Raw genomic sequence first — 14855 nt, 5'->3', positions numbered from 1 at the left:
GGTCTCCGAGCGTGTCGAGGCTCTGGTGCAGGAACTGGGCAAGGACGCCCAGGTCGGCTTCCACGGCCACGAGAACATGGGGCTCGGCGTCGCCAACTCGATCGCCGCGGTCCGTGCCGGTGCCAGGCAGATCGACGGCAGCACCCGGCGTTTCGGCGCGGGTGCGGGTAATACGCCGGTCGAGGCGTTCGTCGGGGTGTGCGACAAGATCGGCGTCAAGACCGGAATCGACTTCTTTGCGATCGCCGACGCCGCCGAGGACATCGTGCGGCCGGCGATGCCGGCCGAGTGCCTGCTCGACCGGCAGGCGCTGATGATGGGCTATGCCGGGGTGTACTCGAGCTTTCTCAAGCATGCCGAGCGCCAGGCCGAGCGTTACGGCGTCTCCGCCGCGGAGTTGCTGGTCCGGGCCGGCAGGCGCAAGCTCGTCGGCGGCCAGGAGGACCAGTTGATCGACATCGCACTCGAATTGCAGCGCGAGTCCGCGGCCCGTTAGGTCGGACGCCCGTTCGGCCCGATGTCACACGCGTTCGGTTGGACTGACCCGATGTGACATCGGGCCGTCGTCGTCACCGGCGGCGCGGGAGGACGGGACGAGACGAGGGGCGCACATCCTGGTCGATGCGCGCCCCTCGTCTCGTGTGATCGCCTACTGCGACAGTGTGTCGCGCACCTCGAGGATGCCCTCCAGCACCGCGTGATCGATGCTGCTGAGCAGGCGCGGGCACGTCTGCCGGGACCCGGTCTGCCCACCGGCGCCGGTGAACTCCGGGCACACCTCGGCAGGATCGGCCTGCCACTGGATGCTGGTGTGCTTGTAGCTGTTCTTGCGAACCAGCACGCACGTCCCGCACGCGCGGCATTCCACCTCCTGCAGACCGTCCTCGAGGTAGGTCTGCAGGTCGACGGCGGTCTGCGTGCGGACAGCCTCGACCCGGGCCGGACTGTCGGCGAAGTTCGGGGACTTGGCCCAGGTCGAGGTCATCGTCACACTCCCGTCTTGTGCTCGTTCTCCGCGGCCTCGGCGGCGGCCTTCTCCTCCGCCTGCCGCGCCAGGTTCGCGTCGACCTCACGCTGCCAGGCCTCGACGGCCTTGGTGGTGTCGATCTCGAACTCGAAGCGCTGCGTCGCCTTCTCGTCGATGTCGGCGACGTCGACGTAGAACTGGTCGTACCAGCGGCGCAGCTGGTACACCGGGCCGTCCTCCTCGCACAGGAGCGGGTTCTCGATCTTGGTCTTGTTCTTCCAGATCGCGACGTCCTGCTCGAAGCCCATTGCCACGCCCTCGGTGAACTTACGGGCGAGCTTGTTGCTGGTGGCGTCGTCGAGGCCCTTCGGCTTCTCCACGCTCACGCCGTACATGAGCATGAACGAGTCCTGCGTGACCGGGTAGTGGCAGTTGATCAGGACGCTCTCGACCTTGTACCCGCTGTAGTTGTTGTGCAGCCAGTTGACCATGTACGACGGGCCGAAGTAGGACGCCTCGGAGTCGAGCACCGAATCGCCGTACTGCGTGCCCATGCTCCCGACGTCCGGCCGGCCGTGGTTCTGCAGGTACTGGGTCGCGACGTGGCCCTCGAAGACGTTCTTGAAGTACTTCGGGAAACCGAAGTGGACGTAGAAGAAGTGCGCCATGTCCACGACGTTGTCGACGATCTCGCGGCAGTTGGAGCCCTCGACGAGGATCCGGTTCCACTGCCAGTCGGTCCACTCGTCGGTCATGACCTGCGGCAGCTCCGGGATCGTGACGTCGTCCGGCGGGGGGTTGCCCTCGGGGTCGTTCCAGATGAACAGCTGCTTGTTGCGCTGCAACGTGGTCCACGAACGGGTCCGCGCGATCGGCGGCACGCGACGGGCGTACGGGATGTCCGTGCACTTGCCGTTGCCGCCCCAGCGCCAGTCGTGGAACGGGCACGCGACGGAGTCACCCTTGATCTCGCCCTGACTCAGGTCGCCACCCATGTGCCGGCAGTATGCGTCGAGCACGTGCAGCTTGTTCTGGCTGTCGGCGAAGACCACCAGCTTGGTGCCGAACGCCTCGACCGCGTGCGGCTTGCCGTCGAGAAATTCGCTCTCCAGGCCGATGCAGTGCCAACCGCGTGCGAAACGCGTCTGCGGAGCTCCCACATCGATCTCACGAATCTGCGCCATCAGTACCTCACATCCCTTCTAGCTGTTGCTAGAACACGTTATAGAACTTCGTCGGATTCCGCTAGATTTCGCGTGCTTGGTATCCCCATCGACATCCTGTTACCAGTGGAATTCCGGTTTTCTCGACACGGAAGAGAACGTGTTCTAGTCTCAGGTCAAGTGAACATCTCTTACAGACGGGAGCGTCCAGTGGGTGACCATGACAGCCGCGAGGTGATGCGGCGGATCGACGCGCTACTGCCGGTGCTGCGTGAACGCGCACAGGAGACCGAGGATCTGCGTCGCATTCCCGACGAGTCCATCAAGGCGCTGCAGGAGACCGGGTTCTTCCGCCTGCTCCAGCCGAAGCAGTGGGGCGGCTACGAGGCCGATCCGGTCACCTTCTACACCGCGGTCCGCACTTTGGCGAGCGCCTGCGGATCCACCGGTTGGGTCGCCGGCATCATCGGTGTCCACAACTGGCACCTCGCACTGTTCGACCAGCAGGCGCAGGAAGACGTGTGGGGCCAGGACACCGACGTCCGGATCTCCTCGTCGTACGCGCCGATGGGCGCCGGCGTCGTCGTCGACGGCGGCTACAAGGTCAACGGCAAGTGGTCGTGGTCGTCCGGTTGCGACCATGCCGACTGGGCGATGCTCGGCGGACCGGTCATCAAGGACGGCCGTCCGGTCGACTTCGTCACCTTCCTGATCCCGCGCAGCGACTACACGATCAACGACGTGTGGAACGTCGTCGGCCTGCGCGGCACCGGTAGCAACGACATCGTGGTCGAGGACGTCTTCGTCCCCACGCACCGCGTGCTGAGCTTCAAGGCGATGAACGACCACACCGCCGCCGGCCTCGCGGTCAACACCGCGCCGGTGTACAAGATGCCGTGGGGCACCATCCACCCCACCACGATCTCGAGCCCCATCGTCGGAATGGCCTACGGCGCCTACGAGGCTCACGTCGAGCACCAGGGCAAGCGCGTGCGCGCGGCCTACGCCGGCGAGAAGGCCAAGGACGACCCGTTCGCCAAGATCCGGATCGCCGAGGCGTCCAGCGACATCGACGCCGCGTGGCGTCAGCTGTCGGGCAACGTCGCCGACGAGTACGCCCACCTGCTCGCGGGTGAGGAGGTACCGATCGAGCTGCGCCTGCGGGCCCGTCGCGACCAGGTGCGCGCCACCGGTCGTGCGATCGCCTCGGTGGACCGACTGTTCGAGAACTCGGGTGCGACCGCTCTCACGAACGGCACTCCGATCCAGCGCTTCTGGCGTGACGCGCATGCCGGACGCGTGCATGCTGCGAACGACCCCGAGCGTGCGTACGTGATGTTCGGTGGCGCCGAGTTCGGCCTGCCGCTCACCGACACGATGGTCTAGGGGGCACCGATGACAGCCACCGAAGCCATCGAGCTCTCCTACGAGTCGACCTCGCGGTTCGCGCAGGTCCGCCCGGACCTGAAGCTGCACTACCACGAGGCGGGGGTCGGCAACGGCCCCACGATCGTGCTGCTGCACGGCGGCGGCCCGGGTGCGTCGTCCTGGTCCAACTTCGCCAGGAACATTCCCGTTCTGGCGCAGCAGTTCCACGTGATCGCCGTCGACCAGCCGGGCTACGGCCAGTCCGACAAGCCCACCGAGCACCCGCAGTACTTCCGGCACAGTGCGTCGGCGTTGAAGGACCTGCTCGACACGCTCGGCATCACCGATCGTGTTCACCTGCTGGGCAATTCGCTCGGCGGTGGCGCTGCGGTCCGATTCGCCCTGGACTACCCGGAGCGGGCCGGACGGCTCGTGCTCATGGGACCGGGCGGCCTCAGCGTCAACCTGTTCGCGCCGGACCCCACCGAGGGAGTCAAGAACCTCGGCAAGTTCAGCTACCAGCCGACGCGGGACAACCTCGAGGCGTTCCTGCGGATCATGGTGTTCGACCAGAAGCTGATCACCGACGAGTTGATCGACGAGCGGTTCGCCGCGGCGAGCGCTCCGGAATCGCTGGCGGCCGCGAAGGCGATGGGGAAGTCGTTCTCCAGTTCCGAGTTCGAACTCGGCATGCTGTGGCGTGACGCCTACAAGCTGCGCCAGCGGGTGCTGCTGATCTGGGGTCGCGAGGACCGGGTCAATCCGATCGACGGCGCCCTGGTGGCGCTCAAGATGATCCCGCGCGTGCAGCTGCACGTGTTCGGTGGGTGCGGCCACTGGGCTCAGCTCGAGAAGTTCGACGAGTTCAACCGTCTCGCAGCGGACTTCCTTCTCGACGGAGGTAAGTGATGGGTATTCGTTCACTGGCGTACATGCGCATCGAGGCCACCGACATGGCCGCGTGGCGCGAGTACGGTCTCAAGGTTCTCGGGATGATCGAGGGCAAGGGCACCAACTCCGACGCCCTCTACCTGCGCATGGACGACTACCCGGCTCGCCTCGTCATCGTTCCCGGTGAGCGCGACGGGCTCTACTCCGTCGGCTGGGAATGTGCGAATGCCGAAGGTCTGCAGGAGATTCGTGAGCGCCTGGCCAAGGCCGACTGGGAGTTCGAGGAGGGCACCAAGGAGGAGGCGGCCGAACGCAACGTCGTCGAGTTCATCAAGTGCCGTGACGCCTCCGGTTCCCGCCTGGAGATCTTCCACACCGTCGCTCTGCAGCACCGCCGCATCGTGAGCCCGTACGGACACAAGTTCGTCACCGGCGAGCAGGGTCTCGGGCACGTCGTGCTCGCGACCAAGGACGACGAGGCGGACCTCGAGTTCTACCGCGACGTCCTCGGGTTCAAGCTGCGCGACTCGATGCGACTGCCTCCGCAGGTCGTCGGGCGTCCGGCAGACGGGGAGCCGGCCTGGCTGCGCTTCCTCGGTTRCAACCCGCGTCACCACAGCCTCGCGTTCGCGCCGCTGCCGAACCCCACCGGGATCGTGCACCTGATGGTCGAGGTCGAGAACTCCGACGACGTCGGACTGTGCCTCGATCGCGCGCTCCGCAAGAACGTGAAGATGTCGGCGACGCTCGGCCGTCACGTCAACGATCTGATGCTCTCGTTCTACATGAAGACCCCGGGCGGATTCGATGTCGAATTCGGTTGTGAGGGGCTCGAGGTGGAGGACGAGAAGTGGATCGCGAAGGAGAGCACCGCTGTGAGTCTGTGGGGGCACGACTTCACGGTGGGGTTCAAGTAAATGTCCGGCCATGAGACGTCCAGAGTGGGAACGGGAACGGAGATCGATCCGCGACAGTTCCGGACCGTCCTCGGTCAGTTCTGCACCGGCGTCACGATCATCACGACCATGGACGACGGTGCGCCCGTCGGGTTCGCGTGCCAGTCGTTCGCGGCATTGTCGCTCGAACCGCCTCTGGTGCTGTTCTGCCCCACCAAGGGGTCGCGGTCGTGGGCGGCGATCGAGCGGACCGAGCGATTCTGCGTCAACGTGCTCGCGGAGGAACAGCAGTCCACCTGCGCCCGGTTCGGGTCGCGGGAACCGGATAAGTTCGCCGGAATCGACTGGACTCCATCGCCGTTGGGGTCGCCGATCCTCGACGGCTCGCTCGCGCACATCGACTGCACGGTCGAGACGGTGCACGACGGCGGCGACCACTACGTGGTCTTCGGACGGGTCCACTCGATGAGTGAGATCAAGACCGAGAGGCCGCTGCTGTTCTACCGCGGCCAGTACACCGGGATCGAGCCGGACAAGACGGTGCCGGCGAAGTGGCGGGACGACCTCGAGGCGTTCCTCACGACCGCCAGCGAGGACACCTGGTTGTAGGCTCCGCCCATCGGGGGATAGCTCCATCAGATGATGGATTGGGGAAAGAGTTGAAGGGTCCCTTCACACGCTCACCGCGTGTGAAGGGACCCTTCAGCCGTTGGGGCAGGGGTTCAGATCATCAGGGCGGTGAAGCGCCAGTCGAGCGCCGGGCGGTCCGCGCCGCCGCCGCTGCGGGCGTGGACGATCGAGCGAAGGTGCACGGCCCACGCGTCACCGATCGGGTCGGCCGCCACCACCTCGAGGGTGCTGGTGAGTGTGTCGCTCTCCCGGACCGGGCCGGTGTGGTCACAGGATTCCCAACCCAGCACGGTCACCAGGTTCGGTAGCGCCCGCACCGCCTGTGCAAGCGCGATACCGATCGTGTGCCCGCCGTAGACCAATCGGGATCCGCCGACGCGCTCGTCGTGATGGACGGCGGCGATGTTCAGGCTGAGCCGAGCCAGTTCGGGTGCACTGGTGACGACGTCGCCACTGTTGGCGAACTCCGTACCCACAAGGTCGGGGGAGAAGCGCTCGCCGGGAACTCGGTCTCGATAAGTGTTCAGGTTCCAGTTGTCGGGGACCGACCACGCGGGGGCGTCCGACGGTCCGATCGAGGACAGGTCGTCCGCGTGAACGACGCGTGTCGGGTCGGGGGCGTCGCTCAGCGGGAGCATCGCGCACCGGTAGAAGTCGAGGACAGTCCGCCCGTCCTGGTCGGTGGTGGTCATCCGGAGCGCGGCCAGCCCGGTGGGTGGGCGACCCGGACGAGCTGAGTTCTCGCGTAGGCCGATGACCTCCGTCCTCGTGTACAGGGTGTCGGCGAGGTGAGGGAACCGGTGGAAGCGGAGTCCTCGATAGAAGAGGTTGGCCTTCACGTGGTGCGTGGCCAACGTCGACTGCCCGATCGCGATGTCGCACACCAGACCCGGGTTGACGACCGCAGTGGGTGCCCCCGTGACCGCCCGCGACAGGTGGGTGTCGAGCGCGAGCCGGATCCGGTCGCCGAGGATCACCTGATGCGCTGCGGAGAGGCCGTCTGTGAGGGTGACGCCGGGGGCTGTGTCGAACACCGTCCCGACGGACAGGTCGTCGAAGTAGGGCCCCCCGACGATGTGTGCTCCGGGCATGTCGTCAGACTCCGATCTGCGCAAGTGTGCGCCTGGCAGCGACCGCGACCGCCTCGTCGAGCATCTGCCCGTCCAGCTGTGCCGCCCCGGCCCCGGCGGTTGCGGCCTCGGCCATCGCGTCGAGGATTCGACGGGCCCGGTCGACAGCTTCGGTTGTGGGCGTGAAGATTTCCATGGTTGCCTCGACCTGTTCGGGGTGGATGACCCATTTTCCGTCGAAACCGAGGTCTCGGGTCCACTGCGCCGCCGCGCGGAAGGCGGCGTGGTCGGCGATGGACAGGTGTGGGCCGTCGATCGCTTGGATATCTGCGGTTCGGGCGGCGATCAGGATGCGGTCCTGGACGTGCACCCAGAGTTCGGGCGCGAACCCGCCGCCTCGGCCGAGCGCGGCGCCCAGGTCGGCGTATCCGATCACGACACTGTCGAGTCGCGCGGTTGCGGCGCAGATCTCGTCGATCGACGAGACACCTTGAGGAGTCTCCACGAGGGCCTGCAGCCGGGCGGGCGAGCCCAGTTCGGTGAGCACCCGGTCGGCTGCGACCAGGTCGGTCGCGGTGTCGACCTTCGGCAGCACGATTCCGACGTTGTCGAGCGCACCGATCGCCCCCAGGTCGTCGGCGCCCCACGGGGTGCCCAGTCCGTTGACACGGACGGTGACCATTCGGTCGGGTCGGTGTTCCCCGAGGAGTCGGCACACCGAGGTGCGTGCCTCGTCCTTGCGCGCAGCCGTGACGGCGTCCTCGAGATCGAGCACCACCTCGTCGGCGGTCGATGCGAGGGCCTTGAGGATCTTGCGTTCGTCCGATCCAGGGGCGATCAGCGCACAGCGTCGGCGGTTCGGTGTTGTGGTGCTGCTCATTTCGCCTCGGCTTCCCCGAGAACGCCTGATTCGACGAGGTCGTCGATGGTTCTTGAATCCAGACCGGCTGCCGTCGCAACGTCGCGGGTGTGTGCTCCGGACACCGGCGCCGCGGCGGCATCGGTGTACACGCCGGACCAGCGGAGCGGGGAACGCGAGGTGAGCATGGTGCCGATTCCCGGCTGAACAACTTCCTGCACGACACCGTCGCCGTCGAGGCAGCGGATATCGGCGGCGACCTCGGCGAGCGTGCGGTAGGCGCTCCACAGCACGCGGGTCCCATCGAATTCGGCCTCCAGCTGTGCGAGGGAGCGGGCCGCGAACCACGGTTGCAGCACAGCCGTGATGGCATCCCGGGCCGCGTACCGGTCGGCCTCCACACTCAGGTCCAGTCCGCGGTGTCGTTCGAGTGCGGAGAAGATGTCGGCGGTGCCGGTGACATCGACGAGTGCCCGCCACTGACCGGTCGTCAGCCCGACAATCATGACGGCCCGACCGTCGGCGGTGGGGAAGTCTGCGCCGTAGCTACCGAACAGCGCATTGCCCTGACGTCCCCGCGCTGCACCGCTGCGGTCGGCTTCCGCGACCCACCCCATGCTCGCGACCGCGGACAGTGCGACATCACCCAGTGCCAGTTGTAGATACGAGCCCTGACCGGTCTGGTCGCGACGACGCAGCGCCGTCACCAGTCCGAGTGCGGCGTACAGCCCGGTGAGAAGATCCCACGCCGGCAGAACATGATTGACCGGGGTGTCTGAACTCGGGGCTCCCGTCATGAGCGGCAACCCGACTTCCGCGTTGACGGTGTAGTCGACGGCGGGAGTTCCGTCGGCGTGGCCCTCGACGTGCAGATGGATCAGGTCGGGGCGGCGCCGGGTGAGGACGGTGTTGTCCAGCCACGGTGCGTGTGCGGCGTTCTCGAGCAGAATCCCGGAGTCGGCAACCAGATCGGTGACGAAGCCCCGACCGGCTTCGCTGCGTAGGTCCACGGTCACCGACTTCTTCGCCTGGTTGAGGCCGGCCCAGTAGAGGCTGGCACCGTCATCGGTGACGGGCCAGCGGTTGCCGTCGACGGCACCGGAGATCGGATCGACGCGGATCACCTCGGCGCCGAGTTCGGCGAGGACGCGTCCGGCAGTCGGCCCGGCGACGAACGACGACATGTCGACGACGCGGATGCCGTTCAGCGGTCGTGCGGTCATGACACCCTCTCGAAGATCGCCGTCAGTCCCTGCCCGCCGCCGATGCACATCGTCTCCAGCCCGTAGCGCACGTCGCGGCGCTGCATCTCTCGCAGCAGTGTCGTGAGGATACGCACGCCGGTGGCACCTACGGGGTGCCCCAGCGAGATTCCCGATCCATTGACGTTGGTTCGCTCACGGTCGGCGGCACCGAAGTTCCACTCCCGCATGCAGGCCAGTGCCTGCGCGGCGAAGGCCTCGTTGAGTTCGATCAGATCGATCCGGGACAGGTCCAGTCCGGCGCGCTCGAGAGCCCGTGCCGTCGAAGGAACCGGACCGATGCCCATGATCGACGGGTCCACACCTGCGACTGCCCACGTGACGACACGGGCGAGCGGGTTCAGCCCCAGCCGGTCCGCATTCTCCCGTGTGGTTACGAGACAGGCTGCAGCGCCGTCATTCTGGCCGCTCGCATTGCCGGCGGTGACGGTTGCGTCCGGGTCGGTCCGCGCCATCATCGGCCGCAGTCGGCCGAGGGATTCGACGGTGGTGTCGGCTCGGGGATGCTCGTCCCGCTTGATCGTCTCGGTGCCACCACCTTTGACCGGGACCTCGACCGGCACGATCTCCTCCGCGAACTTGCCTGTCCGGATCGCCGTCACCGCGCGCCGGTGCGAGGCGACGGCGAGTTCGTCCTGCTCCTGGCGGCTGATGCCGAACGTACGTCGCAGATTCTCGGCGGTCTCGAGCATACCGCCGGGAACCGGGTAGTTCCGTCCCCCCGCGGTGACGCGTCCGCGGGCCAGGCGGTCGTGCAGGGCCGCTGGTGCCCCCTTGGCGCCAAAGCGCATGGACTCGGTGTAGTACTCGGCGCGGCTCATGGATTCGACGCCACCCGCGATGATGAGATCGGCGACGCCGGTCTGGACTCGCATGGCAGCGTCGAGTACCGCCTGCAGACCGGAGCCGCAGCGCCGGTCCAACTGCTGGCCCGGCACGGTGACCGGCAGTCCGGCATCGAGTGCGGCTACCCGGCCGATTGCGGGGGCCTCGCCGTTGGGATAGCACTGTCCGAAGATGACGTCGTCGATCGCCTCGGGTGCGACGCCCGTGCGCCGAATCAGCTCGGCGATCACCCGGGCGCCCAGATCGGCGGCGGGAACGTCGCGGAACACCCCGCCGTACCGCCCGACAGGCGTGCGCAGCGGCTCGCAGACTACGACATCGGTTGCTGACGGTGAGTTACTCACTGCGGAAATCCCTTTCACGATCCGTCCATTGCTGCGCCCAGTCGCGCAGTTCCACGGCCCGGATCTTGGTGCCGTTGCCGCCCACCGTGGTGGGCATCTTCTCGATCACGTGGATGGCCGACGGCACCTTGAACGCCGCCAGCGAATCCGCACACCACTGCCGTAGGGCGGCGGATGCGACCGTGGCATTCTCGACGGGAACGATGAACCCGACGGCCTGGGTGTAACCACCGGGCCCGGTGATGCCGACGACCTTCGCGGTTTGCACATCCGAGTGCGTCGCGAGGCGCGTCTCGATCTCGGCGGGGTCGACGAGGAACCCGCGCAGCCGCAACGCATCCCCGGCACGACACACGTAGGTGAACCCACCATCGCCGGTCGCGACCGCCAGATCACCGCTGTGGAACCACCCGTCGGCGGTGAATGCCTGTGCTGCGGCGTCCGGATTACCCAGGTATGCGTCCGTGACGTTCGGTCCGCGAACCTGGAGTTCACCCTGTTCGCCGTCGGGCACCACGGAGTCGTCGTATGGGTCCGCGATTCGGATCGAGATCTCAGGGCCTACGGGTCGTCCGCCACCGTTCCACCGCACCGCCTCGGGATCGTCGGCGTTCCAGAAGAGCATGAGCGAGAACACCTCCGACGATCCGAACACTCCGGTGGTGAACGCGTCGAACTCGTCTCGCGCCCAGCGCGCAATCTCGTGCGAGCGACCGAGGAAGTCCGCGATGCCGAGCCACTTCAAGGACGAGAGGTCCCCGCGGACGTCCTGCCAGGTGTCGTGGATCCTGCCGTAGAGATCGTCGCCGCCGACGATGTGCGACACCCGCTCGGATTCCATCGCGCGCAGCGTGGTGACGGGATCGAACACCGGAACCATGAGCACGGTTCCACCGCCCGCCAAGGTCGCCATTGCGGTGTTGAAGCCGAACACACCGGACAGTGGGAGCACGCACAACGTCACGTCACCGGGCACGATGGCCATTCCGGCCGCATCCGCCCGGGCATGCTGTACGACGGCCGATTCCCGGTGCGCGGCCAGCTTGGGGGTACCCGTCGATCCGGATGTCGTGAAGGCAACGGCGAGCGGGTCATCGGGATCGCCGAGATCCCCTGCCACAGTCTGGGTTGCGGTCACCGGCGTGCGCGGTGCCGACGCCCCGCCCGTATCGCCGCTGCCGGCTTGCCATGATCCGGAGCCGAGATCGAATGCCGCGGCGTCGAAATCGGCCGCGGGGCCGAGACCAGGAGTCCGCACCACCGCCAGTGTCGGGGCATCGGCATTGCCGTCGGTGGCCGAGACGGCCTGGCGGAGCATGCCGAACAGATCGAGTCCGTGGAAGCTGTCGGCGACGGCCACTACGGCAGGCCGTGCCGAGCGGAGCACGTGCTCGATCTCGCCGACGTTGTAGCGGGTGTTGATGCCGATGACGTGGGCGCCGAGTGCCGATGCCGCGAACTGCCAGACGACCGCGTCCGACCAGTTCGGAAGGAACACCGCGACACACTGCCCGCGTCGGAGGCCGACCTCGGCCAGTTCGGTCGCCAGCAACCGCACTCGGTCGCGAAGCCGGGTTCTTGTGGTGGTGACGATGCCCGGACCGACCAGGTCGATGGCTGCGGTCGCCTCGGGGGCTGCGGCGACGAACTTGTCGAGGAACGATGCGAGAGTCTCGCGAGTCATGATGCTGCCTCCGCTCGTGTCGAGCGGGGGACGTCCGCCAGTTCGCCCAGCCACGTGGCCGCGACGTCGGCGAAGTCCTCGACTTCCTCCATCGGATAGTGGCCGATCCCCGCCAACATCGTGAACCGGGCACCGCGGATGCGGGACGCGTCGGCCCTGACCGTGTCAGGAGTGATCCATGGATCCTGTTCTCCCGCAATCATGTGCACGGGACATGTCGTCAGGCACAGTCGCTCACGCACGTCGTGCCCGCCCCAGCCGATGAGGTCGGACGACGAGATCACCGGATCCTCACGACGGTGCATGGTGGCAATCAGATCCGCCCGGTCGGCGGGAACGGTATCGCCCACCGAGGCCAGGGTGCCGAGGTATGTCCGTTCACCGCGTGACGGTCCGGCAACATCCTCGAGTTCGCGGCGCAGGCCTGCCACGTTCACGCGGCCGGGCCCCGCCTCGGCGGCCATCGCGATCGCGCCCGCCAGGGGGCGCTCCGGGCGCGTGGCGAGGTCGAGCGTCAGCTTCCCCCCGATCGAGCAGCCGATCACGTACGGGCGTCCGATGCCGAGAGCGTCGAGCAGCTTCCACAGCCAGTCGCCGTACGCCGTGAGATCGGTGACCGGACCGTTGGCGGCGGGCTCGGACCGGCCATGCCCGGGTAGGTCCGGCACGACCACTCGATACCCCTTGTCCGCGAGAGCGGACGCGACATGACGCCACTGCACACCGTTCTGGCCAGCGGTGTGGATGCACAGCACCGTAGGAGTGGCGTCGTCGGTCGCGGTGGATCCGTTGGCCGGGTGGACGATCTCGACGAAGCCCAGAGCCGAGTCGATGAGCAGATAGCGGGCCTCGATCACAGCTGTGCCTCCCGAGCGATCGTTCGCGCGTGCGCGATGAGGATGTTGAGGGGCTTGGTCAGTCGCAGGTACTCGTAACCGCTTCCCGTGGAGGAGAACTCACCGGTGATGGCGCGGCGCATGAAGTCGTCGCGGTCGCCCAGAACCACGTCCACCCAGGTGTGCCCGGGCGCGACGAAGGTGAAGGTCGCACCTCCAGGCGTGCGGGGGCTGACGTCGATGATCCGGCCCCTGTACACGCGCAGGTGGACCTCGCGGTCGTCGCAGCGTAGTCCGATCGTCCCGTCCCACGTCGCGAGCGAGGACGCGAAGCCTGGGTCCGCACCGAGCGAGTCGCGCACGAGCGCACCCCATCGGGTGGTGCAGAAGTCGGTGGCGGGCACGCCTGGAGTGGACCCTCCGTCGCGAAGCCGCCACGTCTCCACGGACTCCTCGCGTACCGCGCTCACGTTGTCGCACAGGACAACCCGTCGGACGAGAACCGTGGTGTCCCCTTCCGTTACCACCCGGGTGATCACGGATTCGCTGCGGACACTGTCGTCGAGCCGGACAGGATCGCGCGTGCTCCAGGACAAGCGCTCACGCACCGCAGGCGCGATGGTCGGTGACGGTGCCAGCAGTTCGGCGACGGTCGGTCCCAGGAGGGATGTGCCCGCGGGCAGTGCGATGCCGGACTCGGTGAGCAGCGAGGCGACCCGGGCGTACCGGCTCTGTTCGCGGTCGCCTACCCGGAGCGTCGAACGTGAGGGTGCGCCGACGCTCATGACGTGGCCCGGCCGAGGAGTTCGTCGGAGATGATCCGCATCTGGATCTCGCTGGTGCCCTCGAAGATCTTCGTCAGGCGGGCGTCACGCCAGTGCCGCTCGACCTGGAAGTCGGTGGTGTAGCCGGCGCCTCCGTGGATCTGCACCGCCTCGCTGGTTACTCGTTCGGCCATCTCGGTGGCGACGAGCTTCGCCATCGACGCCTCGAGCGAGCAGCGCCGGCCCGTGTCGATGTCGGTGGCCACGGAGTACATCAGCTGGCGGGCTGCCTCGATGTCGGCGGCCATCTTGGCGATCTTGAAACGCAGGTGCTGGAAGTCGCCGATCGGCTTGCCGAACTGGTGCCGGGTGCGTACGTACTCGATCGAGTCCTCGAGCGCGGCGCGGGCCAGGCCGATCGCGCGGGCTGCCGTGTGTGCGCGACCGACCTCGAGGCCGCTCACGGCGAGGTAGAACCCCTTGCCTTCCTCGCCGAGCATCTTGTCGGCCGGAACGCGGAAGTTGTCGAATGCCAACTCCCATGTGCTCCAACCGAAGTAGCCGATCTTGCGGACCTTGTTCCCGGAGACACCTCGGGGAAACGATCCGCGTTCCTTCTCGATGAGGAAGGCACTGATGCCGGTGTGCGGCTTGGCGACATCCTTGTTCGGATCCGTGCGGACGAACAGCACGAGGTAGTCGGCATCGTCGGCGTACGTGCACCACATCTTGGTGCCGTTGACGACCCACTCGTTGCCGTCGCGTACCGCGCGGCACGAGATGTTCGCGACATCCGAACCGGCCTCGGCCTCTGACAGCGCGTACGCGCCGAGGTACTCGCCACGGGCGACCCGGGGCAGTAGCGCCGCCTCCTGTTCCGGGGTGAACCCGCCGCCCATGCCGTTGCCGCGGGCCAGCAGACCCGACACACTCATCCAGGCGCGGGAGAGTTCCTCGGCGACCAGGCAGTACTCGAATACGCCGAGGCCCAGTCCACCATGCTCCTCGGGGATCATGATCCCGAAGAAACCGATCTCGGCCATCGCTTGCTTCAGCGAGTCAGGGATCGTGCCCTGAACCGGGTCGAGTTCGTTCGCGATCGGAAGCACCTGCTTCATGGCGAACTCGCGCGCCAGGTCCCTGATCGCCAGGCGTTCTTCGGTGAGGTACCGCGGGGAATCGACACGCGGTTGTGAAGGTCGGTGAGTCATGCGCTCTCCTAGTCAAGATTAACGCTTGTTAACCAAGTAGAGCATGTGGCTGCATGAGGCGTCA

Annotated in this window: 14 protein-coding genes and 1 pseudogene; 5 read left to right on the top strand and 10 right to left on the bottom strand. The window is 67.0% G+C overall.

What is annotated here, in order from left to right:
• Positions 1-496 (top strand): annotated as a pseudogene (locus tag AB4Z09_RS17570) (4-hydroxy-2-oxovalerate aldolase); the annotation flags it as partial.
• A gap of 153 nt (positions 497-649) precedes the next feature.
• On the opposite strand, the gene AB4Z09_RS17565 reads toward AB4Z09_RS17570, so the two are convergent.
• The gene (locus tag AB4Z09_RS17565) at positions 650-991 is read right to left on the bottom strand and encodes a hypothetical protein (RefSeq protein ID WP_114723643.1); all 342 of its coding nucleotides are present in this window, start codon (positions 989-991) and stop codon (positions 650-652) included.
• Entirely contained in the window at positions 988-2151 is a 1164-nt protein-coding gene (locus tag AB4Z09_RS17560) for a Rieske 2Fe-2S domain-containing protein (RefSeq protein WP_174908054.1), read from the bottom strand. Before AB4Z09_RS17560 ends, AB4Z09_RS17565 begins: the two co-directional genes overlap by 4 nt.
• A 189-nt stretch (positions 2152-2340) precedes the next feature.
• Between AB4Z09_RS17560 and hsaA the strand changes: the two genes are divergently transcribed.
• From hsaA to hsaB, 4 genes are read left to right on the top strand one after another with little or no spacing between them, the layout of a single operon-like run.
• Positions 2341-3516, top strand: coding sequence for a 3-hydroxy-9,10-secoandrosta-1,3,5(10)-triene-9,17-dione monooxygenase oxygenase subunit (gene hsaA / locus AB4Z09_RS17555; protein ID WP_114723641.1), 1176 nt, complete (start codon positions 2341-2343; stop codon positions 3514-3516).
• Positions 3517-3525: 9 nt separating this feature from the next.
• Positions 3526-4407, top strand: a complete 882-nt coding sequence (hsaD, locus tag AB4Z09_RS17550; protein WP_114723640.1) for a 4,5:9,10-diseco-3-hydroxy-5,9,17-trioxoandrosta-1(10),2-diene-4-oate hydrolase — start codon at positions 3526-3528, stop codon at positions 4405-4407.
• Positions 4407-5306, top strand: a complete 900-nt coding sequence (gene hsaC / locus AB4Z09_RS17545; protein ID WP_442240294.1) for an iron-dependent extradiol dioxygenase HsaC — start codon at positions 4407-4409, stop codon at positions 5304-5306. The genes hsaD and hsaC overlap by 1 nt, the downstream gene beginning before the upstream one ends.
• On the top strand, positions 5307-5894 hold the full coding sequence (hsaB, locus tag AB4Z09_RS17540) for a 3-hydroxy-9,10-secoandrosta-1,3,5(10)-triene-9,17-dione monooxygenase reductase subunit (protein WP_174908058.1): 588 nt from the start codon (positions 5307-5309) through the stop codon (positions 5892-5894).
• Between the two features lie 113 nt (positions 5895-6007).
• On the opposite strand, the gene AB4Z09_RS17535 is transcribed toward hsaB, so the two are convergent.
• The 8 genes from AB4Z09_RS17535 to AB4Z09_RS17500 are packed head-to-tail and all read right to left on the bottom strand — an operon-like array spanning position 6008 to position 14791.
• Entirely contained in the window at positions 6008-7006 is a 999-nt protein-coding gene (locus tag AB4Z09_RS17535; RefSeq protein ID WP_174908060.1) for a MaoC family dehydratase, read from the bottom strand.
• A 4-nt stretch (positions 7007-7010) separates the two neighbouring features.
• The gene (locus AB4Z09_RS17530) at positions 7011-7865 is read right to left on the bottom strand and encodes an HpcH/HpaI aldolase/citrate lyase family protein (protein ID WP_174908062.1); all 855 of its coding nucleotides are present in this window, start codon (positions 7863-7865) and stop codon (positions 7011-7013) included.
• Positions 7862-9067, bottom strand: coding sequence for a CoA transferase (locus AB4Z09_RS17525; RefSeq protein ID WP_174908064.1), 1206 nt, complete (start codon positions 9065-9067; stop codon positions 7862-7864). Before AB4Z09_RS17525 ends, AB4Z09_RS17530 begins: the two co-directional genes overlap by 4 nt.
• Entirely contained in the window at positions 9064-10296 is a 1233-nt protein-coding gene (locus AB4Z09_RS17520) for an acetyl-CoA C-acetyltransferase (RefSeq protein WP_429518262.1), read from the bottom strand. The genes AB4Z09_RS17525 and AB4Z09_RS17520 overlap by 4 nt, the downstream gene beginning before the upstream one ends.
• Positions 10289-11980 (bottom strand): AMP-binding protein, encoded by a 1692-nt coding sequence (locus AB4Z09_RS17515; RefSeq protein ID WP_442240293.1) that lies wholly within the window; start codon positions 11978-11980, stop codon positions 10289-10291. Before AB4Z09_RS17515 ends, AB4Z09_RS17520 begins: the two co-directional genes overlap by 8 nt.
• Complete coding sequence (locus AB4Z09_RS17510) at positions 11977-12837, bottom strand: alpha/beta fold hydrolase (protein ID WP_174908068.1); 861 nt, start codon at positions 12835-12837, stop codon at positions 11977-11979. Before AB4Z09_RS17510 ends, AB4Z09_RS17515 begins: the two co-directional genes overlap by 4 nt.
• Complete coding sequence (locus AB4Z09_RS17505) at positions 12834-13601, bottom strand: hypothetical protein (protein ID WP_174908070.1); 768 nt, start codon at positions 13599-13601, stop codon at positions 12834-12836. Before AB4Z09_RS17505 ends, AB4Z09_RS17510 begins: the two co-directional genes overlap by 4 nt.
• The gene (locus AB4Z09_RS17500) at positions 13598-14791 is read right to left on the bottom strand and encodes an acyl-CoA dehydrogenase family protein (RefSeq protein ID WP_174908072.1); all 1194 of its coding nucleotides are present in this window, start codon (positions 14789-14791) and stop codon (positions 13598-13600) included. The genes AB4Z09_RS17505 and AB4Z09_RS17500 overlap by 4 nt, the downstream gene beginning before the upstream one ends.
• Positions 14792-14855 lie beyond the last annotated feature (64 nt).

This window comes from Rhodococcus sp. TAF43 (assembly GCF_052113525.1).
In the GTDB taxonomy this organism is placed as follows: Bacteria; Actinomycetota; Actinomycetes; order Mycobacteriales; family Mycobacteriaceae; genus Prescottella.
The sequence above is the reverse complement of the archived record's forward strand: the minus strand, read 5'-3'. Positions and strand labels throughout refer to the sequence as shown.